This is a genomic window from Alkalihalobacterium sp. TH-98 (genome assembly GCF_057473385.1).
Genome location: NZ_JBYCKM010000026.1, coordinates 139775 through 165883 on the forward strand (window position 1 = coordinate 139775; position 26109 = coordinate 165883).

At 37.9% G+C, this 26109-nt stretch carries 19 protein-coding genes and 1 riboswitch; of the genes, 16 read left to right on the forward strand and 3 right to left on the reverse strand.

The window, feature by feature from the left end; genetic code table 11:
• Positions 1 to 176: 176 nt before the first annotated feature.
• Positions 177 to 1931, reverse strand: coding sequence for a glycoside hydrolase family 13 protein (locus AC2VNP_RS10210; RefSeq protein WP_486917235.1), 1755 nt, complete (start codon positions 1929 to 1931; stop codon positions 177 to 179).
• Between the two features lie 775 nt (positions 1932 to 2706).
• Between AC2VNP_RS10210 and AC2VNP_RS10215 the strand changes: the two genes are divergently transcribed.
• From AC2VNP_RS10215 to AC2VNP_RS10245, 7 genes are all read left to right on the forward strand, one after another.
• Positions 2707 to 4008: a sugar ABC transporter substrate-binding protein gene (locus AC2VNP_RS10215; RefSeq protein ID WP_486917236.1), complete on the forward strand. Its 1302-nt coding sequence runs from the start codon at positions 2707 to 2709 to the stop codon at positions 4006 to 4008.
• Positions 4009 to 4194: 186 nt separating this feature from the next.
• A complete protein-coding gene (locus AC2VNP_RS10220; protein WP_486917237.1) occupies positions 4195 to 5526 on the forward strand; it encodes a carbohydrate ABC transporter permease in 1332 nt (443 codons plus the stop codon).
• Positions 5527 to 5529: 3 nt separating this feature from the next.
• Positions 5530 to 6375: a sugar ABC transporter permease gene (locus AC2VNP_RS10225; protein WP_486917238.1), complete on the forward strand. Its 846-nt coding sequence runs from the start codon at positions 5530 to 5532 to the stop codon at positions 6373 to 6375.
• 317 nt (positions 6376 to 6692) lie between these two features.
• Complete coding sequence (locus tag AC2VNP_RS10230; protein WP_486917239.1) at positions 6693 to 7709, forward strand: LacI family DNA-binding transcriptional regulator; 1017 nt, start codon at positions 6693 to 6695, stop codon at positions 7707 to 7709.
• Between the two features lie 188 nt (positions 7710 to 7897).
• Entirely contained in the window at positions 7898 to 9535 is a 1638-nt protein-coding gene (locus tag AC2VNP_RS10235) for a glycoside hydrolase family 13 protein (protein WP_486917240.1), read from the forward strand.
• A gap of 118 nt (positions 9536 to 9653) precedes the next feature.
• A complete protein-coding gene (locus AC2VNP_RS10240; protein WP_486917241.1) occupies positions 9654 to 11321 on the forward strand; it encodes a glycoside hydrolase family 13 protein in 1668 nt (555 codons plus the stop codon).
• A gap of 176 nt (positions 11322 to 11497) precedes the next feature.
• Entirely contained in the window at positions 11498 to 12496 is a 999-nt protein-coding gene (locus AC2VNP_RS10245) for an ROK family glucokinase (RefSeq protein WP_486917242.1), read from the forward strand.
• An 80-nt stretch (positions 12497 to 12576) separates the two neighbouring features.
• On the opposite strand, the gene AC2VNP_RS10250 is transcribed toward AC2VNP_RS10245, so the two are convergent.
• Entirely contained in the window at positions 12577 to 13350 is a 774-nt protein-coding gene (locus AC2VNP_RS10250; RefSeq protein ID WP_486917243.1) for a helix-turn-helix domain-containing protein, read from the reverse strand.
• A 121-nt stretch (positions 13351 to 13471) separates the two neighbouring features.
• Between AC2VNP_RS10250 and AC2VNP_RS10255 the strand changes: the two genes are divergently transcribed.
• Genes AC2VNP_RS10255 through AC2VNP_RS10270 form a run of 4 tightly spaced genes read left to right on the forward strand, consistent with a single transcriptional unit; the run spans position 13472 to position 17292 of the window.
• The gene (locus AC2VNP_RS10255) at positions 13472 to 14197 is read left to right on the forward strand and encodes a ThuA domain-containing protein (protein WP_486917244.1); all 726 of its coding nucleotides are present in this window, start codon (positions 13472 to 13474) and stop codon (positions 14195 to 14197) included.
• A gap of 17 nt (positions 14198 to 14214) precedes the next feature.
• Positions 14215 to 15240 (forward strand): Gfo/Idh/MocA family protein, encoded by a 1026-nt coding sequence (locus AC2VNP_RS10260; protein ID WP_486917245.1) that lies wholly within the window; start codon positions 14215 to 14217, stop codon positions 15238 to 15240.
• 18 nt (positions 15241 to 15258) lie between these two features.
• Positions 15259 to 16296, forward strand: a complete 1038-nt coding sequence (locus tag AC2VNP_RS10265) for a Gfo/Idh/MocA family protein (protein ID WP_486917246.1) — start codon at positions 15259 to 15261, stop codon at positions 16294 to 16296.
• A 27-nt stretch (positions 16297 to 16323) separates the two neighbouring features.
• The gene (locus AC2VNP_RS10270) at positions 16324 to 17292 is read left to right on the forward strand and encodes a sugar phosphate isomerase/epimerase family protein (protein ID WP_486917247.1); all 969 of its coding nucleotides are present in this window, start codon (positions 16324 to 16326) and stop codon (positions 17290 to 17292) included.
• A 223-nt stretch (positions 17293 to 17515) separates the two neighbouring features.
• Here the strand turns inward: AC2VNP_RS10270 and AC2VNP_RS10275 are convergent, their stop codons facing one another.
• On the reverse strand, positions 17516 to 17911 hold the full coding sequence (locus AC2VNP_RS10275) for a hypothetical protein (RefSeq protein ID WP_486917248.1): 396 nt from the start codon (positions 17909 to 17911) through the stop codon (positions 17516 to 17518).
• A 371-nt stretch (positions 17912 to 18282) separates the two neighbouring features.
• On the opposite strand from AC2VNP_RS10275, the gene AC2VNP_RS10280 reads away from it, so the two are divergent.
• The 5 genes from AC2VNP_RS10280 (at position 18283) to AC2VNP_RS10300 (ending at position 25900) form a co-directional block, all read left to right on the forward strand.
• Positions 18283 to 20484 carry a DNA topoisomerase III gene (locus tag AC2VNP_RS10280; protein WP_486917249.1) on the forward strand — a complete coding sequence of 734 codons (2202 nt, stop codon included), beginning with the start codon at positions 18283 to 18285 and terminating at the stop codon, positions 20482 to 20484.
• Position 20485: 1 nt separating this feature from the next.
• Positions 20486 to 21460, forward strand: coding sequence for a Gfo/Idh/MocA family protein (locus AC2VNP_RS10285; protein WP_486917250.1), 975 nt, complete (start codon positions 20486 to 20488; stop codon positions 21458 to 21460).
• Between the two features lie 165 nt (positions 21461 to 21625).
• Positions 21626 to 23956: an RNA polymerase recycling motor HelD gene (gene helD / locus AC2VNP_RS10290; RefSeq protein WP_486917251.1), complete on the forward strand. Its 2331-nt coding sequence runs from the start codon at positions 21626 to 21628 to the stop codon at positions 23954 to 23956.
• 58 nt (positions 23957 to 24014) lie between these two features.
• A riboswitch (cyclic di-GMP riboswitch) is annotated at positions 24015 to 24105 on the forward strand.
• A 44-nt stretch (positions 24106 to 24149) separates the two neighbouring features.
• Positions 24150 to 24533: a hypothetical protein gene (locus AC2VNP_RS10295; protein WP_486917252.1), complete on the forward strand. Its 384-nt coding sequence runs from the start codon at positions 24150 to 24152 to the stop codon at positions 24531 to 24533.
• Between the two features lie 605 nt (positions 24534 to 25138).
• On the forward strand, positions 25139 to 25900 hold the full coding sequence (locus AC2VNP_RS10300; protein WP_486917253.1) for a hypothetical protein: 762 nt from the start codon (positions 25139 to 25141) through the stop codon (positions 25898 to 25900).
• The last annotated feature ends 209 nt before the right edge of the window (positions 25901 to 26109 follow it).

Sequence of the window (26109 nt, forward strand, 5' to 3'; positions counted from 1 at the left end):
GAGGTCGGATAAATAATTAAACCCCAATCAACTTCTAATAATAAATATTGGTAAGTGAGTGAGTGACTCCGCGTTGCTGCATTCCTCGTATGAAGCCAAATACGTTTTTTAAGAATAAAAACGTATTTGGCTTGAAGGACGTGGCACTTGTTAAGGAGTCACCCCTGTATAAATTCTTAAAGCATGACGATATGAAAATCGTATGGTTTTAAATCAATCGTAGAAGCTAGTGAAGTTTTTTGTTGCGCCCATAGGTCTTCGCCTTTTTTATTTTGGTAGGCTGGAGGGATTGCAATTTCTTTTCTTTCAGCATTGTTATTAATGATCACAATAATTTCGTTTTGTTCATCTTTCTTTCGATACGTTAATACATTTTCATCGTCCGAGACATCGAAAAATTGGAAATTACGATTCGTACGCAATAAAGGATTGTTTTTACGTAATGAAATTAACTTTTGCGTAAAAGAGAACATTTCTGTGTCTTGTTCACTTTTATCCCATACCATACATTTACGGCAGCCTGGATCTTGATCCCCTGTCAATCCAATTTCATCGCCATAGTAGATACAAGGTGTTCCAGCCATTGTAAATTGAACGAACATCTGAAGTTTTACCTTATCTTTGTTGTTGTCACTAATTGTAAGAATTCTCGGTGTATCGTGACTTCCGAGTAAATTAAATTGTACTTCGTTCACAGTTTCTGGGTATAGGTTGGTTACTGCGGTCACCGCATTTGCGAACTCAGACGTGCTAATATTGGCTTTAGCAAAATACTCTGTAACTGCTGATGTTAAGGGGTAATTCATCACGGCGTCAAACTGATCGCCTTGAAGCCAAGGCATGGAGTCATGCCAAATTTCCCCTAAAATGTAGGCATCAGCCTTCGCTTGTTTAACAGTCAACCGAAACTCCCGCCAAAAGGAATGATCAACCTCATTAGCAACATCTAAACGCCATCCATCAATATCAAACTCCTCAATCCAATAACGGGCAACATCTAATAAATACTTTTTAACATCTTCGTTTTCAGTGTTTAACTTCGGCATTGATGGTACGTACGCAAAAGTATCATAATTAGGTTGCTCCTCAGCCTTGACAGGAAATCCGTGTAGATGAAACCAGTCTTTGTATCGAGAATTTTTCCCTTGTTTTAGGACGTCTTGAAAAGGTTCAAAATAAAAGCCGCTATGATTGAAAACGGCATCTAACATAACACGAATACCTCTTTCATGACATTTTTGCACAAGCTTTTTGAAGGTAACTTTATCTCCGAATTGTTGGTCAATCTCCATATAGTCAATCGTGTCATATTTGTGGTTAGAGTATGCCTTAAATATAGGAGTAAAGTATAAACCTGTAATTCCGAGTTCTTCTAAATAATCTAAGTGATCAATGACGCCTTGGAAGTCTCCACCAAAGAAATTAGTCGGTGTAGGGTCAGTGCTCCCCCATGCGAGTGCACCTTCTGGATTAATCGTTGAGTCGCCATTTGCAAACCTCTCTGGAAAAATTTGATACCAGACGGTGTTATTCACCCAAGCAGGAGGGGAGAATACATCTATTTTATTTAAGAAAGGAAAGCAGAAATAATTCCCAGCATCTTTTGGCTGCTCTTTATAGAAACCCTTTTCGGTGTAAAAAAGAGATTCCTTCTCATTTTCAAGCAAAAATCCATAACGTAGACGGCTATGTTTAGGAGAGATTGCAACTAGCCAATAATCGTGCAAACCATCACTGCCGTTGAAGGTCATTTCTTTCTTGGTGGATACCCAACATTTTTCCTCTTGGTTAAAATCATAAGGATCACCGTATATTAGAATAACTTTATGTACGTCATTTTTGTTTGTCTTCAGTCGAATATGCAGGGTGCTTTCATCTATAGCATAAGCGAATTCATTTTTTGGACGATGGTAAATGGCTGCTTTAAACATGAGTGACACTCTCCTTATGTATGGAACAAAATTATTGTTACTCATCAAGAAATTTACTAACACCGATCATGGTTGTCAAGCGCTTGCACAAGGTTTAGTATGGAGGGAGCCATAGAGTTTACAACGGAATCTATCGGTAAATATATCTTTTAATAAAGCAAAGATCCGACTAGGAATAGTTTTTAACATAGCGATAGTGCAATCGATTGCTTAAAATGAAGCGCGAACCTCTGTTAAGGATGGTGCAATACACCTTTCGAGGTAAGTATACTCCTCCAATAAAGATACTCTCTAGCACTTGTAATTATACTAAACTTGGTAAATGAAAAATAGAACAGTTATTACATTAAAGCTATGACCTATAAATGAAATAAGTCATTTAGGTGAAAACAAAAATAATTTCTTAAAAAAGTATTGTCAGTATAGATAATGGATTGTATAATAAATTCAACAAAGTGCAAACGTTTTCACATCAAGATGTGTGCGTGAGCCTTTTTTAAAACTCCTTTATGCAAGCGGTTGCTCATAGGCGTGATAATTTATTTTTCTAAGCCCAAGTTGAACTAGAATAATTCAGTCCTTAAATTGGAATAGAAAATAGCATTGCAATAGAAAATAATTGTATCGTACCCAATAACTATCGCTTGTTGTCAAAATGTGTACAAGCCTTAATGATCTTTATCATTTAAAGGAGGTGTATAATACTTAGTTGTTTTGTAAGTAAAAGGATTGTTCTATTATTTATTAATTATTCTTTAAAAAGGGGAAATCGATTATGTTCAAAAAGACAAAACTTTTAACTGCTTCTGTGTTGTTATCATCATCTATGATGCTTGCAGCTTGTGGTGGAGCAGCAGATGAAGAAGTACAAGAAGATACGGGTATCGGTGAAGATACTACTGAAGAAACAGTAGAGGATTTCGAAATCGTTCCTGAAGAAGGTGCAGAGTTACTTTTATGGAGTGACGGTGACCAACAACTTGAATGGGCAGAATTAATGGCAGAGAAGTTTGAAGCTGAATATGGTGTACCAGTTCAGGTAGAAGAAGTCAACCAAGAAGATGCTCCAGAGCGTCTAGCAACTGATGGTCCTCAAGGAATGGCTGCTGACGTATTCGCATCAACGCATGATCGTATCGGACGTGCAATCTCAGCTGGTCTAGTATTAGAAAACTTCTGGCCTGAAGAATATAGTAAAGATTTCATGGAAGCAGCGATTACAGCTACTTCATTCGAGGGTGAATTATTTGGATATCCATCTGGTATTGAAACATATGCCCTTTACTACAACACAGACTTAGTAGAAGAAACACCTGAAACAATGGAAGAGCTATTTGAAATGGCTGGTGACTTAACAGAAGGTAAACAGTACGGCTTTATGATGGAACCTGCTAACTTATACTTCTTATATGGCTTCCTTGGTGGACACGGTGGTTATGTATTTGGAGATGATGGTACGAACCCAGAAGACATCGGATTAAATAATGCTGGTGCTGTTGCTGGTACTGAAGAGATCTTAATGCCATTAAAGGAGTTAAATCCTGGTATGGCTGTAGAAGATATTACTTATGACGTTAGAACTGGTTTGTTTGAAGGTGGAGAATTAGCATTCGACATCAATGGTCCTTGGGCTGTTCGTGGTTATGAGGATGCTGGAATTAACTTTAACGTAGCTCCACTTCCAGTTTTAAGCAACGGTGAGAACCCAACAACTTTCTCTGGAACTCGTGGTTTCTATGTTAATGCTTACACTGAATTCCCAGATGCAGCGTCTCTATTAGCAAAATTTATCACGAACGAAGAGAACCTTTTAGCAGCTTACGAAATTACTGGTGCATTACCGCCGCGTTTTGCTTTAACAGAGCATGAAGATATTCAAAATAACCCGATTTCTGTAGGTTTCTTAGAGCAAGCTACTCATGCTGTACCAATGCCAAACATTCCTGAAATGCCACTTGTTTGGGGACCGATGGAAGCAGCGTTCACAGAAATTTGGAATCGTAATGTTGATGTTCAAGAAGCGTTAGACCGCGCAGTCAACACAATTGAAACTGCTATTCGTGAGCAACAACAATAATTAATCAATTGTAAAACGAGGATGCATTCCTTCGTTATTACAAAAAAATAAAAGGTCAGCAAATAATCAGTGAGTGTGGTATGAAGGAATAATCCCCCTAACCGCCTCACTGATTATCCATTTTATACCACAAAAATTTTAAGTTTTTTGAAAGTTTACTTATTCCGTTAAAAGGGGGAATAATCAATGGCAAATCAATCAGAAATGAAAGTGTCACATAAAGACAAAAGTCATAGCAAAATTGCCGCTTTGCTATCTGTTCTCTTTATGGGACTAGGACAAATTTATAATAAGCAGTATTGGAAAGGTATTTCTTGGGCCGTATTTGAACTTATTGTATTGATCTTCGCTGTAAGACCGATTATTAGCGGGTTACACGGATTAATTACATTAGGGGAACAGCCGCAGGTTAGACAGAGAGGCCGTATTATCGAACAAGGTGATCACTCTATTCTGTTAATGGCTGAAGGACTAATGATGTTAATTTTATTACTCATTATCCTAGGTATTTACTATCTAAGTGTTCGTGATGCTTACCTTGTAGGAAAATTACGTGAACTAGGTCAACCAATTAGCGACTTTAAAACATCAATGCGCAACGCATGGGATACGGGGTACGCTTATATTTTAATCGCACCAACTGCCACTGCTATGCTTTTGTTAACTGTATTCCCGTTAGTGTTTACGGCATTGATTGCTTTTACAAACTTCTCTTCACCAAACTATTTGCCCCCAAGGTCTTTAGTTGATTGGGTAGGGCTTGAGCAATTTGTCCGTTTATTTACTATGGAGTCTTGGAGAGGAACGTTCCTCGGAGTCTTTTCATGGACGATCATTTGGGCAGTGATGTCAACTGTTTTAGTTGTATTTGCAGGTCTTTTTGTAGCTGTTGTTTTATCACAAAAGATTGTTAAGTATCGTAAGTTTTGGAGAAACATTTATATTATTCCTTGGGCTGTACCAGGATTTGTAAGTATTCTTATTTTCAGAAATATGTATAATGGTCAGTTTGGTGTTATTAATGAAATGCTAAGAACTGTGGGCTTGAACCCTATTCCTTGGTTATCAGATCCGATGTGGGCAAAGGTTGCCGTATTACTGACTAACTTATGGCTAGGCTTTCCGTTCTGGATGGCATTATTTACAGCTGTATTAACAACGATTAGTAAAGAACTTTATGAAGCAGCTGAAGTAGATGGAGCAACAATCGTTCAACAATTTTGGAAAATAACATTCCCAATCGTTATGGTAGCTGCGACTCCGCTAATGGTCTTTACATTCGCATTTAACTTTAACCAGTTAACGTTCATTTATCTAATGACAGAAGGTGGCCCACTAAACGCAAATTACAACTATGCTGGTCACACGGATATCTTATTATCTTGGATTTTCAAAATGACATTAGATAATGGTCAATATGCGATAGCTTCTGCCGTTGCTTTAGTCGTCTTCTTGATCATTGCTGGATTTGCGTATTTCAATTTACGAAATACCAAAGCCTTGAAAGGGGATGTGTAATAAATGCTTAGCCCTAAAGTAAAAAAGACAATTAATATGTTTATTGTATATAGTATTTTAGTTTCACTCGTTATTATTTGTTTGTTCCCTGTTTACTTTATCTTTATTGGTTCAGTAAACCCTGGTTCTTCATTACACACGTCTAGGATCTTCCCTAGTCCTGCTGAGTGGAACTGGGGCCATTATAAAACTTTATTTGCTGAACATAATTATATAACTTGGTATAGAAACACGATGTTTATTGCATTTTCTAATATGGTCATTTCAACAACTTTCGGAGTACTATCAGGTTATGCTTTTTCAAAGTTTAAATTTAAAGGTAAAAAGCAAGGTTTAATGGCGATCATTATCCTTCAGATGTTCCCAACGATCATGGGGATGATTGCAATCTATACTTTATTAGGAACGTTTGGTCTTTTAGATACTCATCTTGGTTATATTCTTGTATTAGCTGCGGGTAGTGTAGCGTTTAATACATGGATTGTTAAAGGTTTCTTTGATGGTATTCCAAACAGTTTAATGGAAGCTGCTCGTATTGACGGAGCATCGAATACGGATATCTTCCTTAAAGTTATGCTGCCACTTGCTACACCAATTATCGCATTCGTTGCCTTTAATAGCTTTGTTGGTGCGAGTATGGACTTCATTATGGCAGAGGTAATCTTGCGTTCAAGCAGTAACTGGACATTAGCACAAGGGCTATTTACATTAGTTTCAGGTCAAGCCAACAACAACTTTACGGTGTTCGCAGCAGGAGCAGTTCTTATTGCACTTCCGCTCATGATCTTGTTCTTTGTGTTCCAACGTTATATTGTAGAAGGTTTAACGGCTGGTGCGGAAAAAGGATAATAAGTAATTAGAAGGTGATTTCAAGTGTTTAAAGGATTTAAAATACTATCTATTATTTTGTTAGTACTCGCTGGAGGTCTATTCCTATACTCGGCGTTACTCATGTGGATTGTAACAACATCATAATGCTAAATCGTTAGTAAATGACTAAAAGTGCGTGTTCAAAAAGGAGGACAAAAAGATCCAAGAAGTTCTTCTACCGCCAAAGATTTTTCCCGGACTTTTTGAACATCCTCTAGTGAGAAAGGAAAAGATTGTCTAAAGTGGTGCTAACAGCTAAAATATAGATGAAATCACTGTAGAGGAGGTGGATACCGATGGCGGTCACTATAAAAGATGTCGCTAAGCGGGCAAATGTAGCACCGTCGACGGTATCTCGTGTTATTGCAAATAGTTCACGTATAAGTGAAAAGACGAAAGAACGTGTCAGGGAAGCAATGAAGGAATTAGGATATCACCCTAATCTAAACGCAAGAAGTCTTGCCAATAAAAGTACGAAAACGATTGGTATAGTAATGCCAAACTCGGCTAAAATTGCGTTTCAAAATCCATTCTTCCCTGAAGTTATTCGGGGAATTAGTACGAAAGCACACCAAGAAGGGTTCGGACTGTATTTATCAACAGGTCAATCGGAAGATGAAATTTTTGAAGAAGTAAAGCAAATGGTATATGGGGGACGAGTAGATGGAATACTGCTGCTCTACTCTCGAGTAAATGATAAAATCATGCCCTTTCTTATTGAACAAGGCTTTCCATTTGTCCTGATCGGCAGACCTTATAATATAGACGAAGACCAAGTAACCTTTGTTAACAATGATAACTTTAAGGCAGCGAAAACAGTAACAGAATATTTGATGTTACTAGGCCATGAAAAGATTGGTTTTATAGGTGGAAATTTAGATTATGTCGTAACGATTGACCATCTAAAAGGATATAAACAAGCATTAATTAATGCCAATATCCCTGTTCGAGACGATTATATTGTTCATCATGAAGAATTAGAAAAAGGTGGACAAGATGCGGTTATTGAGCTAATGTCTCTTGAACAACGCCCAACTGCACTTATTGTTGTTGATGATATTATGACTTTCGGTGTGTTGAAAATGCTAGCGGATATGAATGTAAATGTTCCTGGTGATATATCTGTAGTTAGCTTTAATAATGTAATGATTTCAGAACTTTCGTCACCGACAATGACAACCGTTGATATTCATATTTATGATCTAGGTTATCAAGCAACGAATTGTTTAATCAGCAAGATCAATAACCCTGACAATGGGGAGAAAAAAGTAATTGTACCTCATAGGTTAGTCAAAAGGCAATCTTGTAAATAGAAGCGGGGATGTCCCATCACAAAGTGCAATTTTTATCCAAAAAGAGTTTGAGAAATCAAGACTTTCTACTAGACGCTTATATGGAATTGAGAATTACGCACTATTGGGGCACCCTTCTTTTTTGTGATAATTATATTATTATAGTTTGTTATTAAAACTATTAGTGTGCAAAAAAGGGAGTTACGGACATGAATAAAACGTGGTGGAAAGAGGCAGTTGTATATCAAGTGTATTGGCGCAGTTTCTATGATACGAATGGTGATGGTTACGGCGATCTAGAAGGAGTCATCCAAAAGCTTGATTATATTAAAGAGCTCGGTGTCGACGTGATATGGTTAAACCCTTGTTATGAGTCACCTGATTTTGATAACGGTTACGATATTTCAGACTATTACAGCATAATGGACAAGGCTGGAAATATGGAAACATGGGAACGCCTTTTACACGAAGTTCATGAGCGGGGAATGAAATTAATTATGGACTTAGTCGTAAATCATACTTCGAATGAGCATCCGTGGTTTATTGAGTCTCGCTCTTCTAAAAGTAATCCGAAGCGTGATTGGTACATCTGGAAAGACCCTCAAGACGGAAAAGTACCAAACAATTGGCGCTCTTATTTCACACCATCAGTTTGGCAGTTTGATGAAAAAACGGGGCAGTACTACATGCATTCGTTTGCAGTAGAACAACCTGATCTAAACTGGAAAAACGAAGAGGTACGTCAAGAAATCTATAAAATGATGCGTTTTTGGTTAGATAAAGGTATTGATGGATTTCGTTTAGATGTCATTAATTTACTTGCAAAATTAGAAGGCTTTCCGAGTGTTGAAAATCCAAATCATATTAACTACTTAGGTAATAACCCGGGTATTCACGAGTACTTACAAGAAATGTATCGAGAAGTGTTACAGCATTACGATATCATGACGGTTGGTGAAATACCGTTTGTCACACCAGAAGATGGACTTCTTTATGTAGGAGAAGACCGTAATGAGTTACATACGTTATTCCATTTCGAAGTTGCAGATGATATGCCGACCTGGAATATGAAACGGTTTAAAGAAATCCAAACACGCTGGTATGAAGGATTAAAAGGCAAAGGAACAAACTCACAGTTCTTGAACAATCATGATCATACCCGCCAAGTCACCCGATATGGAAATGATAAAGAATATCGGATCGAATCGGCTAAACTTTTAGCTACGATGATACATACACTTCCAGGTATTCCATACATTTATCAAGGGGAAGAGATTGGAATGACAGGCGTTCGTTTTCATTCGATTGACGATTATAATGATATCGCGATGAAAAATAAGTATAAGGAAGAAGTCGAAAAAGGCCGTGACCCGGAAGAGGTATTCGAAAGTTTACTACTATTAAGCCGTGATAACTCACGTACACCCATCCAGTGGGATGACACAAAACAAGCTGGCTTTACAACAGGAACACCATGGATCAAGGTGAATCCCAATTATAAAGAAATTAATGTAAAGCAAGCATTGCAAGACCCTAGTTCTGTTTTTTATTACTATCAAAAATTAATCTCATTACGAAAAGAAAATCCTGTCATGATTTATGGCGATTATAAAGATCTTTCTCTAGGTGAGGAAAATGTGTATGTGTATACACGTACGTATGAAAGCCAAACGTGGGTAGTGATCTTAAATCATGCGGATGTTGAAACAGACTATTCGCTGACTGAAAATCTGGATGCGCAATCGGTAGAACTTATCATTGCTAACTATCCCGATGTAACTGGAGAAGGAAATCTTCAAAACACAATACTTCGTCCTCATGAAGCACGAATATATAAATTAAATTAAGGAAATTGTGATGAAGAACAAAGTACAAAAGATAAACGTAAAAATTAAAATGCGCAAACGATTGCGCTGATGATGTAAATATGCTATTTTTATGGTAGAGAGAAGGAGGCGTTTGCTGATGAATAAGAAATGGTGGAAAGAAGCAGTAGCTTATCAAATATATCCTCGAAGCTTTATGGACTCAAACGGTGATGGAATTGGTGATATCCAAGGTGTCATTTCAAAACTTGATTATTTAAAGAACTTAGGAATTGATGTTATTTGGATCTGTCCAATTTTTAGCTCGCCAAACGATGATAACGGGTATGACATTAGTGATTATAAAGGGATCATGGATGATTTCGGAACGATGGCTGACTTTGATCAGCTTTTAAAAGAAGTACATGACCGCGGTATGAAGCTAATCTTAGACCTTGTCATTAATCATACGTCTGATGAACACCCGTGGTTTATTGAGTCACGCTCTTCAAAAGATAACCCATATAGAGACTACTACATTTGGCACCCTGGTAAAGACGGGAAAGAACCAAATAACTGGGAGTCTATTTTCAGCGGCTCGGCTTGGGAGTACGATGAAACGACAAAAGAGTATTATATGCACGTATTCTCCCGAAAACAGCCTGACCTTAACTGGGAAAATCCCAAAGTAAGAAATGACTTATATGAAATGGTGAATTGGTGGTTAGATAAAGGAATTGATGGTTTCCGAGTGGATGCTATATCGCATATCAAGAAGGTACCTGGTTTCCCAGACCTGCCCAACCCAGACAATAAGCGCTATGTCCCGTCATTAAAAGGACATATGAACCGTGAAGGCATTCATGTTTTCCTCGAGGAGCTAAAACGTGAAACCTTTGATAAATACGACATCATGACAGTCGGTGAAGCAAACGGTGTTAAAGTAGACCAAGCGGAAGAGTGGGTAGGCGAAGAAAAAGGCTGCTTCAATATGATCTTCCAATTTGAACATCTTTCCCTATGGGGTAAAAGCACCGATGGAGGCTTAGATCTCCCGGCGCTAAAAGAAACATTAACAAAATGGCAAAAAGGTCTTGATGGAATGGGGTGGAATGCATTATTCCTTGAAAATCATGATCAGCCGCGATCGGTTTCAACATGGGGGAACAGTGAACAGTACTGGGAAAAGTCTGCAAAATGTCTTGCAACAATGTACTTCTTAATGCAAGGAACACCGTTTATCTATCAAGGACAAGAAATTGGAATGACCAATGTGAAGTTTACGTCCATTGATGATTACAATGATGTAGCTATAAAAAACTTATATAAAAGTGAAATTGAAGATGGAAAAACACATGAAGAGATCATGGAAGTTATTTGGAAAAATGGTCGAGATAATTCTCGTACTCCAATGCAATGGAATAGGGATGAAAACGCTGGATTTACGACAGGAACTCCTTGGTTAAAGTTGAATGAAAACTATAAGGACATCAACGTAGAGCAGGCGATGCAAGATCCAAATTCAATTTACCACTATTACAAAAAACTGATTGAACTTAGAAAAGACGGCCCGGTTCTTATCTATGGTACGTATGATCTCATTGCAGAAGACCATGAACAAGTATATGCCTATACTCGTACATTTACTGATGAAACTGTACTAGTTATCACGAACCTTTTTGCAAAAGAAACAAACTTTAGTTTACCAGAAAGCTTATTAAAGAAATCAGCACAATTGTTATTGAGTAACTATGATGTTGAACAAGAAGAACCACTTGAAAATGTTTCATTGAAACCGTATGAAGCAAGAGTGTATAAATTAGTCTAAATTAAGTTAAGATGACCTGCGCAAACGTTTGCTGGCAGTGAGCAATTATGCGCCAAAAGGATACTGGAGACAGTGTCCTTTTGGACTATTTTTATACGAAAAAAATTATAAAAAAAAACTGTAAAGATGTAAAAATAGCTTGTTAATAAAGATAAAGGTAGTTAGGAGCGATAAAAATGGAGGAGAAATGGCTTGTTGGTGTTGATATCGGGGGGACTACAATTAAACTAGCATTTGTGACTGAAGATGGTGAGTTAGTGACAAAGTGGGAAATTCCTACAGATAAAAGTGAACATGGTCAGCGAATCCCAACTGACATCGCTATATCAATTGATCAAAAGTTGCTAGAATTAAACTCATCTAAAGAAAAATTACTTGCAATAGGTGTTGGAGCACCCGGACCTGTTAATTTTACAGATGGTTCAATTGAAGTTGCTGTAAACCTAGGATGGGAACACTTCCCGTTAAAAGCTCTACTAGAAAAAGAAACAGCATTACCAGTTGTTGTTGACAATGACGCGAATTTAGCAGCACTAGGTGAGATGTGGAAAGGTGCTGGAGCTGGAGCTAACGATATGATTTTTGTAACGCTAGGGACAGGTGTCGGGGGTGGTATTATTTCTAATGGTAAAATTGTTCACGGTTTAAATGGAGCTGGCGGTGAAATTGGTCACATCACATCGGTAATCAAAGACGGTGCAAGCTGTAATTGTGGAAAAAAAGGTTGTCTAGAAACAATTGCTTCAGCAACAGGGATCGTTCGTCTGGCGCTAGAAGAAGTTAGTGCAACTACAGAAGCTACTAGATTACGAGATGTTTTCGAGCAAACACAAACATTGACTGCAAAAGACGTTCTCAATTTAGCGAAGGAAGAGGATCGAGCCGCGAAGAAGGTAATTGATGAAGTGGCTATCAACTTAGGTCTGGCATTGGCTAATCTAGCAAACGGCTTAAACCCTGAAACAATCGTAATCGGTGGCGGAGTTTCAAAAGCTGGGGATACGATCTTAGCTCCAATTAAAGAGTATTTTGAAAGGTTTGCATTCCCTAGAGTATGCGACGGTATGGATATAACAATTGCAACGTTAGGAAATGATGCGGGTGTCATCGGTGCCGCTTGGTTAGCGAAAACGAGTGTAACAGCAAATGCAGGTGTAACAGTAAATCCGGTCTAACATTATAAAAGGACGCAAAACGCTCGGACAAAGTCTGAGTGTTTTGCGTCCTTTTATATTCGCCATTTATACTACCTTCTCTACTCCTTTTTGCGGTACTCCCCTGGTGACATTCCGTATTTCTTTTTAAACACTCTATGAAAATATGGGTACGTACCGAAACCGCTGTTATGTGCAATGTGCTCAAGTGTCATTGTCGTATATTTCATTTGGTTAATAGCAGTAGCTAAACGGATTTCTTGTACATATTCAATCATTGTTTTCCCGACACTACTTTTAAAAAGGTGAACAGCACGTGAAACGCTCAGTCCAGCAAACTGTGCAGCATCTTCAATTTTTAACCCGCTCGTTGCATGTTCTTCAATGTATCGCAGCATCCTAGTTACAGCAAAAGGCCTTGAAACAGCAGGAGAGATGTCGTTAATCGCCCGCTCTAATGATACTAATAATGCTTTCAATAAGTATTGGGAAAGTTCGTTGTCTTCCACTGAATCGGGCCGTCGAAGTTCAATGATAAGATTGCGCCAAAGTGAAAGAATTTTTTCGTCGAGATCAATGCGAGAAACCGTAGCTTTGACTGAGCGCTGCCACCATTCGTCTACCCATTCTCCTTCACAAAATAAGTGATAATCCCCGCTCATTTGATTTCCTTCAATGTATAGATCGTAATACTCTCCTGGTTTTACAAGGAGAAGATCTCCTTTTTTAATATCAAATTTCCGTTGGTTAATATATGCTTCACAATATCCTTCCGTTTGAAGACGTAAAAGATACCCGGTTAATTTTGAATTATCATTGGAATAATAACCTTTTGTATGGTGCGAATAACCACAAAAGCCAATATGTAAATTCATAACGTGTTCCTTTCTAATAAATAGCAAAATAGTACATGTTTTAATTATATAATCTATTTCTAGTTATAGCTATATCAAATATGATGAAGTCAAATAAGAAATGTAAAAGGAGAGAGCAACAATGATTAATGTAACCGTATGGAATGAAAACCGGCACGAACAAAAAAATCCAGTAGTTAAAGACATATACCCAGAAGGAATTCACGGGGCGATTGCCAGCTTTTTAGGAGAAGAAGACATCGTTGTAAAAACGGCTACATTAGATGCGCCAGAACACGGGTTATCAGATGATGTTTTAAATACAACAGATGTACTTGTATGGTGGGGACATCTTGCCCATGATGAAGTCGCTGATGAGATCGTTGAAAAAGTAAAAGCGCGGGTCCTTGATGGGATGGGATTAATTGTTCTTCATTCAGGTCACTTTTCGAAAATCTTTAAAACATTAATGGGAACAACTTGCGATTTAAAGTGGCGTGAAGCTGACGAAAAAGAAAGACTGTGGGTCATTGATCCGAGCCATCCGATCGTTGAAGGAATTGGTGAATACATTGAACTTGAAAAAGAAGAAATGTACGGGGAACATTTTGATATTCCAGCACCTGACCAATTGATTTTTATGAGTTGGTTTGAAGGTGGAGAAGTATTTAGGAGTGGATGTACATACCAACGTGGAAACGGAAAGATTTTTTACTTCCGTCCAGGTCATGAAACATATCCTACGTATTACAACAAGGAAATTCAACGAGTAATAAAAAATGCAGTAAAGTGGACGGCGCCGACGAAACGAAATAGACCTGTCTACGGGAATGCGAAGCCATTAGAAGAAATTAAAGCAAAAAACTAAGTTGAGGAGTGTCATTGATGAGCAAAATTAGAGTGGGAATTATCGGTTGTGGCAGTATTGCAAAACATCGCCATATGCCTGAATATGCGAATAATGAGTATGCTGAAATTACAGCAGTTTGTGACATTGTTGAAGAACGTGCGCAAGAATTTGCTGAAAAGTATGAAGCAACAGCTTATACCAACTATGAAGAACTATTACAAAATGCAGATGTTGATGCAGTTAGCGTTTGTACGCCAAACTATTTACATGCGCCTGTATCGATTGCGGCATTAAAAGCAGGAAAACATGTCCTTTGTGAAAAGCCGATGGCCACTTTACGTGAAGATGCACTTGCGATGATTGAAGCCGCCAAGCAAAACAACAAGAAGCTGATGATTGCTCATAACCAACGCTTTGTACCGTCTCATCAAAAAGCAAGGCAGTTAATCGAAAATGGTGAGGTTGGAAAAATTTATAGCTTCCGCACTGCATTTGGTCACGGTGGTCCAGAAGGTTGGAGTGCTGATGGAAAAGACAGTTGGTTCTTTAAGAAAGAACAAGCATTCATTGGAGCAATGGGTGATCTAGGTGTTCATAAAACAGATTTATTGCGTTATATTCTTGGAGAAGAGTTTGTGGAAGTTGGGGCATTTGTTGAAACAAGTGCAAAACAGAATACAGACGTAGACGATACAGCGGTTTGTGTATTAAAAACAGAAAGCGGTATTATCGGAACCCTTGCTGCGAGCTGGTCGTACGTATCCAAGGAAGATAACTCAACGATTATTTACGGTGAGAATGCGATCCTTCGTCTTGAAGATGACCCTGTTCATTCTCTTGTTGTTCAATATAAAAATGGTGAAGTTGTTAAATATGAGCTAGGTGGAATTCAAACGAATGAGTCAGGTGGACAAACGAATACTCAAGTGATCGACCAATTTATTACAGCAGTTATTGAAGATCAACAACCACTTGTTACTGGTGAAGAGGGCTTAAAATCATTACAAGTTGTTCTTTCCGCTCTTGAGTCAAATGAAACAAAACGAATTATGAGTGTGTAAGTGAAAGGTGAGTCTAGTATGGGCAAATTACGTATGGGTATTATCGGGGCAGGCGGGATTGCTCAAGATCGTCATATCCCAGCCTTCCTAAAGTTAGCCAATGATGTAACGGTCGTTGCTATCTGTGATGTGAATGAAACGACAGTTAAAGCTGCTGCTGAAAAGTTTAATATCGAAAAGGTATATACGAATTATCGCGATCTTTTTCATGAAGTTGATGCGGTAACAATTTGTACACCAAATAAATTTCATGCGGAGATTACGATCGCAGCTCTAGATGCGGGAGTTCACGTTTTATGTGAAAAGCCGATGGCGATGAATACAGACGAATGTAAAACGATGATTGAGGCGAGGGACAGGTCAGGTAAAGTACTTTCTATTGCCTACCATTACCGTTTTATGAAAGACTCTCAGGCTGCAAAGAATGTCATTTTTCAAAATGAAATCGGCACACCGATTGTCGCACGTGTACAAGCACTGAGAAGACGAAAGGTACCAGGCTGGGGTGTTTTTACGAATAAAGAACTGCAAGGTGGAGGTAGTTTAATTGACTACGGTTGTCACTTTTTAGATTTATCTTTATGGCTTCTTGGCAGTCCAAAACCTGTTGAAGTTATTGGGAAAACGTATAACAAACTTAGTAAAATGCCTAACCAGGTCAATGAATGGGGTTCTTTTAATCACGAAACCTTCGATGTCGATGATCATGTAACTGCGTATGTTCGGTTTGACAACGGGGCAACGATGTTATTTGAAACGTCATGGTCAGCTAACATTAAAGAAGATGTTGAACAACTAAGTATTTCTGGTGAAACGGGTGGGATTGATTTATTTCCATTTGAACTCAACCAAGCCAAGCATGGGATGCTCCTCAACAGTCAAGCAACATACATTGGTGGAGAAGATAATCCAGGTCTTCCTCAAGCACAAAACTTTATCGATGCTTGCTTAGGGCGGGATGAATTGATCGTTAAACCTGAAGAAGCTCTTGAAGTTTCAAGGATAATGGATGGTATTTATAAAAGCAGTGAGACGGGTCAAAGTATAAAGTTATGAGTTAGTGGAAAGTGAGGAGGGCTTAGGATGAAATTAGGTGTATTTACGGTATTATTTTCACAGAAAAACCTAGATGAGATGTTAGATTACGTGAGGGATGCTGGTGTAAAAGCCGTTGAGATTGGAACTGGTGGCTATCCAGGGAATGCTCATTGCGATCTTGATGCACTTCTAGAAAGTGAACAAAAGCGTAATGAATACAAAGAGAAAATAGCGTCTAGAGGCTTAGAAATAAGTGCTTTTAGTTGTCACGGCAATCCGATTTCTCCTGACAAAGCATTTGCTGAAGAATCGGATACCGTATTAGAAAAAACGATTAAACTAGCGAACTTAATGGAGGTTCCTGTAGTTAATTGCTTTTCTGGAACAGCAGGTGATCATGAAGGGGCAAAATACCCGAACTGGCCTGTTACGCCTTGGCCGAATGAATATGGGGATGTATTGAAGTGGCAATGGGAAGAAAAGCTAATTCCATACTGGAAAAAGATGGGCCAATTCGCTAAAGATCATAATGTCAAAATTGGCTTAGAGCTCCACGGTGGATTTTTAGTTCATACTCCGTATACGCTTCTTAAATTACGAGAGGAAACATGTGATGCGATTGGGGCTAACCTAGACCCAAGTCACTTATGGTGGCAAGGAATTGATCCAGTCGGAGCTATTAAAATTTTAGGGAAAGCCAATGCCATTCATCATTTTCATGCGAAAGATACGTACATTGACCAGGACAATGTCAATATGTACGGATTAACAGACATGCAACCATACGGTGAAGTCCAAACGAGAGCATGGACGTTCCGTTCGGTTGGTTGCGGTCATAGCATTCGAGAATGGTCAGATATGATTAGTGCATTGCGAGTTTACGGCTATGATTACGTTGTCAGCATTGAACATGAAGACCCAATCATGTCAATTGAAGAAGGTTTTGCCAGAGCGGTGAAAAACTTAAACTCGATCATTATTGAAGAAAAGCCATCAGATATGTGGTGGGTGTAATTCATAAAGAACAACGAAAAAAACCATGGGATTAGTAATGGGTTCCTGTGGTTTTTTCTTTGTGATTTTTATTGTTGTAGTTGGTGAGGAGTTTCGATTACTGTGGAACCTTGTATATAATGGCGAAGGTGTAACTTTAATATCTGCGAAATGTTCTATTCTACCCCGATACTTCAAGAAGCCCCCGCACAATGCCAATTAATGAAGGACATTGCTAAATTTATTATGATCTTTGTTTCTCCCTCCAAAGAGCCAGCCCTAACAAGGCTTCTACTAGTCCGAGCCCTAAGTATAATGGCTGTAACCAACTCACAAAGCCAATCCAAAAGACTTGTAATAAAATCCACGTTATTAAAGCTAAACCTAACACGGTAGTTAAAAGATGAAAGTTCCTCCATTGTTTGATAGTTATAATCGCCCCGATAATACTGCCTATACCAATTACAGAAAACAGTACTATTCCCGGAATTATAAACGTTTCAAAAGGTGAGTCTATTAATAAGTCAGTTGTCATCCATAAGTTTTTACCACTTGGGTCTAATATGAACCCAATTCCTGCAGGTATAGCTCCTATCCCAATAAAGAGTTGTAGCAGTGCAGTTATTTTTACTATTTTCATTCTATTATCATCCTTTACTAAGCTTTGTTTTAATGAATTATTAAGTCTAAATAATCCTATCTTCATCTTAGCAAAAGAAGGAATAAAAAAGATCAGGGAATGGCCTGAAAGTTATATTCAGTTCTCCTGAAATTATTACTAAATTGACAGTCGCCTGTAGAATTTTACTTGTAGAATGAGAGATAGATCGTTATTTTTCGTAAAGGAACTTTCCGCGTGCTGTAATGACTTCTTTCATATATACTTAATGAATGGAAAAGTAGATACATATAACAAGGGCTAAGTTCGTTTGTGATCGTGTGAAATCTTAGCGTGTACAAAGCCTTATCTATTAAAAAATATAGAACTGCGATTAGTGTGAGGTTAAATCGATGGAAATTATTATTGCGGAAAAGCCGGACCAAGGGTTAAAGCTAGCTTCGCCCTTTCCATTTAAGCGAAGGGATGGTTTTATCGAAATCCTGCCGAATGAAGTGTTTAAAAACGGTGCTTATTGTACGTGGGCGGTTGGTCATTTAACTGAGCTATGTCCACCAGAACATTACAAGCAAGAATGGAAGACGTGGAAGCTACAAACGTTACCGATTATTCCTGAAAAATTTCAATATAAAGTGACGAGATCAAAATATAAACAGTTTACTATCGTTAAACAACTTTTAAATAAACATGAAGTGACTCGAATTATTCATGCAGGAGATGCAGGGAGAGAAGGGGAGTTAATCGTCCGTAACATCATTCAGCTAAGTGGCGTAAGAAAGCCGATGAAACGTCTATGGATCTCCTCGCTCACCAATAAGGCGATCGTTGACGGGTTTACTAAGTTACTAGATGAGACGGATACGAGAGCTACTTACTATGAAGCCTATTCGAGAGCTTGTGCAGATTGGCTTGTTGGAATGAATGCGTCCCGTGCGTACACCTTATTATTGCAACAAAAAGGAATTTCTGATGTGTTTTCACTTGGACGAGTTCAAACCCCGACACTTGCACTCATTGTGAAACGTGAAAAAGAGATTGCTAACTTTCAATCTAAACCATTTTGGGAAGTTAATGCTACTTTTGATTTTCAAGGAAAAGTTTATAAGGGGAAGTGGCATAAAGACGGGGAAACACGTTTAGATGACGAAGCTATGGCAAACAAGATTCGTCAGTTTTGTGAAGGAAAAAAAGCGTCCATTCAATCGGTTGAAAAAGAACGAAAAGAGTTTCAGCCACCCTACCTTTTTAATTTATCAGCCTTACAAGCAACGGCAAACAGTTTATATAAATTTTCACCGCAGAAAACGCTTGAGATTGCTCAAAAGCTATATGTAAAGGGAATGATTTCCTATCCACGTTCTGACTCAAGTCATGTTACAAAAGAAGAAGCACAAATGTTTCCTGATATTTTACGAAAGCTGCAGCAGTTTGACGAGCTCGGGTCGTTCTTTCCTGTACCTCAGCCTTCCATCCTCCATAACAAGCGATACGTGGACGAAAAGAAAGTAACCGACCACTATGCAATAATACCAACCGAACAAGTTCCGCAACTTGGGAAGTTAAGCCCTGATGAACAACAAATCTATTTGCTCATTGCAAAACGACTCATTGCAGCTCATTATGATCAGGCGATTTTTGATTATACAACGATTCATACCGTAGTCGATGAGCGAGCGATGTTTATTTCAAAAGGAAAACAAGAAGTTCAAGCGGGTTGGCGAAAAGTCATCTACAGTGAGAAGAAAAAACAAAAGTGTAACGAGGATGAACAAGACTTGCCACTTGTGCAAGAAAAAGCAACAGGAGCAGTCAAAAAGGTTGAAGTTCGAGAAGGAAAAACCGAGCCGCCGAAAAGGTATACAGAAGGCCAACTGATTACGTTAATGAAGACAGCTGGGAAACACTTAGAAGACAGTGACTTAGTGAAAGTCTTAAAACAAACGGAAGGTCTTGGGACAGAAGCAACACGGGCAGGCATTATCAAAGGTTTAAAAGATCGCAAATATATTGAAGTGAAACGAAATCAAGTAAGTGCTACAAATAAAGGGATATTATTAATAGATTCCATAGGTGACAGCCTCTTATCGTCTCCCGAAATGACAGCAAAGTGGGAACAACGTCTTCACGAAATTGGAGAAGGTGCTGCCTCACCGAGTGACTTTATGAATCAAGTAAAAAAGCTCTCTCTCAAACTCATTGAAGATGCGATTGAGCAAAGTCAGTCCTGGAATTTTTCTTCGTACAATCTAGAAGAGTTTAAAAAACGAAGAAAAGGGAAGAAATCAGGGGGAACAAAAGCAAGAGGATCGAGATCGCCTGGGACAAAAATGGGGCCTTGTAAAAAGTGTAACGGCGATGTTGTCGATAAAGGAACATTTTATGGTTGTTCAAATTATACGACGACGAAATGTGATTTCACGATATCAAAAAAACTGTTAGGAAAAACGGTTTCACAAGCGAATGTAAAGAAATTGCTTAAAGGAGAAGAAACGAGCCTTATTAAAGGATTTAAAAAAGGTGATAATACATTTGACGCGAAATTATCGTTTGTTGATGGTAAACTGAGATTTGTATATTCGGGAGAGGGTGGATAATTTGACTAAGAAACGAGTTGGAATTATTGGTTTGGGAGTGGTTGGACAACGATTAATTAAAGAGTTTATGTCCAATCCTCATACAGAAATAGATGCGGTTTGTGATGTCAATGAAACACTAGCTGCCAAAACGGCAGATGCTTGCGGAGGAGTAACAGTTTTGACAGACTATGAGGAATTGGTTCTCCGTGAGTCCATTGACATTGTCTATGTCGCTGTTCCACCAGCTTATCATCATGCAGTTGTACTTGCTGCTATCGCAAATGGCAAACATGTTCTTTGTGAAAAACCGTTAGCTAACTCACTGCAAGAAGCAGAAGAGATGCTAGCTAAGGCGGAGCAAGCAAACGTTGTCCATGCGATCCATTTTCCACTACCTTATAATGCACCGTTTACTACGATAAAAGAACGTGTAGCAAAAGAGGAGTTAGGAGACGTAAGACGAATTTCATTAAAACTGCATTTTGACGTTTGGCCTCGTGTATGGCAACAAACTCCTTGGATCGGCACTCGAGAACAAGGCGGGTTCATCCGTGAAATTTTGCCGCACTACTTACAAATGATTGTTCACATGTTTGGCAAAGTAAATAACGTCGACGCACAAGTTGAATTTCCAGAAGATCAGGAGAAAAGTGAAATTGGCTTAATAACAACACTAACCTTGGAAAATGGTTTAAAAGTGTTAGTGGACGGTCTTGTTGGCCAAGCTGAAAAAGAGAAGATTGCTTTCACAATCCATGGTACGAATCAAACGATTGCATTAGAAGACTGGAGAATAGTAAAGCAAGCACAGCGTGGGGAAGAATTAGCAATCGTTGAACCAAGTGACTTGACAACGTCGCCTGTGAATTTAATTGATGAATTTGTAAAAGCGACAGAAGGTGAAGAAGCATTTTTAATTGATTTCAAAGAAGGTCTACTCGTACAAGAGGTGCTAGAGTCTTTGTTGACTTCAAATAAAACGGCAGAAAAATGACAGTAGGATAAATAAATTAAAGATAAATTAAAACCTTTACTCATACATTCAATTATAAACATCACGAAAGGACGTATCCATATGTAAGGGAACGTCCTTCTTTGTCTAAAATAGGGATAAGGTTATTCAAAGAGATAAGAGGATGCACCTGCTAGGAGTGAAGTAATGACTGAAAACAAGGATTGGAAAGCAGAACAAGAACGAGTTGATCTCGTTATCAATAAAATTAATGAACGAATGCACGAATTAAAGGATCAGCTAGGTGATGTAAAAGTAGACGTTGTCGACATCAGAAGGAAGTTTTGGGACGATGTGACCGTAAACTTTGATAATGCAGAAGAAGCAGCTGAAACGTTTGCAAGTATTAAACAACAAGCAGAGCTATTATCAGAAAGAGAGCGGAGACATCGTCATTCTATGAATGAGTTACGTAATTTACATAAATTAGAGAAATCACCTTACTTCGGTAGAGTTGATTTTCTTGAAAACGGCGAGGAAGAGACCGAACCGGTGTATATTGGCACATCATCATTCGTCGATAAGAATGGCGTTGACTTTTATGTGTACGACTGGCGTGCGCCGATCTCAAGCTTATATTATGACTATGGGCCAGGAGCTGCTCAGTATGAGACACCTTCTGGTTTGATTGATGGTACGATGAAGGGAAAAAAGCAATATATTATCCGTAACGGTGAGCTTTTACATATGTTTGATACAGGAATTACGATTGGAGATGAAATGCTTCAAACGGTTCTTGGGGCTCAAGCTGATTCTCAAATGAAAAACATCGTTGCAACGATCCAAAAAGAACAGAACCAAATTATTCGAAATGAAAAAGGAAAACTGTTAATCGTACAAGGAGTAGCTGGAAGTGGGAAAACTTCAGCAGCTCTGCAACGAGTGGCGTATTTGTTGTATCGATACCGCGATACATTATTAGCAGAAAATATCGTCTTATTTTCACCAAACTCCATGTTTAATAGTTACGTTTCTAGTGTTTTACCAGAGCTAGGTGAAGAAAATATGCAACAGACGACATTCCAAGAATACCTAGAACATCGCTTAGGAGATGCGTTTACAATAGAAGATCCATTTTCTCAAATGGAATTTGTTTTAACGAAAACTAAAGATAAATCTTACAAAGTGGGTATCGCAGGTATCCAATTGAAATCGTCGCTATTATTTATGCAGGTGATTGATGAGTATTTAAGTCTTCTAAAACAAGATGGTATCATTTTTAGAGGCCTGAAATTTAAAGGGCAAGTTTTATTCTCAAGCACAAGGATCAAAGAGTATTTCTACTCTCTAGATCAGGATTTACCAATACCTAATCGAATGAATTTAACCTCAGAATGGTTATTAAAGGAGTTACGAACGTTTGAGCTTCAGCAACGAAAAGAAGAGTGGGTTGAACGTGAAATGGAGCTGTTAGATAAGGAAGCCTATTTAAAAGCCTACCATAAGCTCCAAAAAAACAATCAAAACAACGATGAATTTTATGATTTTGACCGAGAACAACAAATACTTGCTGCGATCATTGTGAAAAAACGCTTGAAGAAAATTAGAAGGTATATTGAAAATCTACAGTTTGTTGATGTGAAAGCAACGTATATCCAATTGTTTAGAAAAGCAGAGTATGTAAACGGGTATTCGGATCAATTACCGAAAGAGTGGGCTGATATATGCGTCTCAACAACTGAAAATATAGAACAAAACCATCTTCGATATGAGGATGCGACACCTCTTCTTTATTTAAAAGGTCGGCTCGAGGGTCTTCAGGTGAATACGTCGATTCGTCATGTGTTTATTGACGAAGCACAAGATTATTCGCCGTTTCAATTTGCGTTCATAAAAAGCTTATTTCCACGTGCAAAAATGACTGTGCTTGGTGACTTAAATCAGTCCATTTATGCCCATTCTTCCGTCAATAGTTTTGAAGCGTTACGTTATTTGTTTCAAGAAGATGATATGGAGCAATATCAGCTGACACGCAGTTATCGTTCGACGTATCAAATCGTCGAGTTTACGAAGGGGATTATCGGTGCAAATATTGATCCTTTTAATCGACAAGGTGAAAAGCCATCGGTTCAATTAGCTGAAGATGAAAATGAACTCCATTCAAAAATAGGGAAGAGAATTGAAACACTTCAAGCCAATGGACATGAAACGATTGCAATTATTTGTAAAACGGCTGAGGAAACAGAGAATGTATACGAACATTTAAAAGAATTACTACCTCTTCGAATGATAACAAAACAATCGACAGGTTATGAAGCCGGGGTACTAGTAATCCCCTCTTATTTATCAAAAGGAGTCGAGTTTGATGCCGTTATTATTTACGATGCTTCAAACTCAAAATACCACGAGGATAGTGAACGGAATTTATTTTATACCGCGTGTACAAGGGCGATGCATTCACTAGACCTTTTTTATAAAGGGGAACTGAGTCAATTTCTCGATAAAGTTCCAAAAGAGACATACAGAAATGAAAATTAGACCTTTTTGGTTTCAGTATTCTGAAAATGCTGTTAAGATAGTAATGATATAAAACAATCGTACGAAAGGGCAAAATCATTGAAAAGTGATGACGCAAAACTATAGGGGCTTCAGTTAATGTTAATTAACTATGCTAGCCAGTTGCCGAATATGGACCTCCGTGCGGTTTAGTAAATAAGGAGGAAGTAGTATTTTGTTTGTTCGAATTAAATTGGAAGATTTCAGTGAATTGAACAAGATTTTAAACTATGCTGGTTATACCGAGGATTTAGTTTGTCTCTATTTAAATTTTGTAGAATGTAAGTTGACGATTCGACCTGGACCTGGACGTAGTAAACGTTTGGTCGTTTTATTGGAATGTAAAAAAGCTATGTCTAAATATCAATTGGACAGATTAGTAGTTATTCTAGAAGAGATCGCCAATGAAAAGGGGTTTCAAGGAATCGAGTTTACGGAAAGATCGAATGAAATCTCCCCGTCGCTTCTGCAATACCGTGGATACAAGTATAAATTTGGCGGTCATATTAATCCTTATCTTAATGGTCGCGACGGTACGTACGTTCTTGATTTTTTATAGGTGAGGGACATGAAGAGACCCATTTAATAGGTAAGTTTAGAGAGATGTATATATGAAGTAAATGGAAAAATCTTATTTTGAAGGTCGTAACATGTGAAGCTGTCTTACATGTTGCGTCTTTTTTTTTAGAGTGGAGATGCTTTGATTAAACTGTTCTTGAAGTTCAGGTGCTTTAATATTGGAATTGTTTGTACGAAGTTGTCAATAAAAAAAGAGTCGTATGACGAAATCTTTGATCATATACATGAATGACTTAACAACTTGGAGGTGTTGCGAGATGATCCCGTCCATTTTAATTACGATTGCTCTGGTTATTATCGTCATTCGTTCAGGTTATGTTTCTCTTAATATGCTAAAATCCTATAGGAGAACAAATATATTGGATCTTTTATACCATTTATCCATTTTTGTAATAGCTTTATCTTTTTTAATATAAGGTATTTGTAGAAGAGAATAGTAAAGACTACTCATTACAGTATGATTTCCTTACTCTATAATAAGTTGACACAATTGAAGTCTGGCAAACTTAAATTTTATTGATATACTCAAAATAGGATATTTTTCAAATGATGTTGCAATTAAAAAGTAAATAAAGGAGAAAGAAGATGGAATATAGATCAAAACAGCAATCTTCGTCGTTACTTCAAGCATTAAAAAAACCAAACTCGTCAAAAGATTGGGCGTTTATAATTGTTATTGGATGTTTAGGAGTAGCACTTTTCATAGGAGCTTTGTTTAATGATATTATTTTTAGATTATTTGTTATGGTGTTGTTAATGACTCTTGCGGTTTCTATTAATCGAATAAGAACTCCGTTAGTTACTAACCAAAGTGAAGAAGCAAACAATGTGAAAACTAAGCAGGTTGAAGACGAAAAATCTGAAGATGTGGAGTTAACAAAGTCTGAAGTTGCAAAGAAACAAAGTGATTTAGAAAAAGTAGATTTAGATCGAACGATGTTACTCGAAGAGCTTTTTACAAAAGCTGAATTAAGCGATTTAGAAAAACAAAAGTATCGTCAACAAATTAAACAAAAAGATAACGAAATATCAACGATTATGCAAGAAATTAATAATGCGAAAAACAAAATCCACCAAGCTGTACTTGAAACAAAGAAGTATTTCATAAAGGTCGATCCGATCAAAGAAATCGCTGCTTCACTGGATAAGGATTCTGTCCTCAATGGATCGATTTATGACTTGAATTGGGCGCTAGATGAAATTCGCTCATCATTATCAGATGACATCATTCAAGCTTTAGAAAAGTCAGGATACGTTGATAATGAGTTTAAATTAACGAGAAATGGCTATAAAGCGTTAATTAAAGAAGTTGGGAAAAATGAAGAAGAGCTTGAGGAAATAAAATAGATCGTAGAAAGAAGAGAGGCTGCCCACTTTTATGGCAGCCTCTTAATGTTTTTTAGATAGAAACAGCATTTGTAGATGGGCTTGGTAGTAGTAGCGGCCAGCGAGACTTCCCTCAACTCTTACGACAGTGCAATCTGGACTCATACTGGTTGGAGTGTGGGCCAGAAAACGAGAATATGACCCTGGTATTACCAGTAACAGGGAGAAGA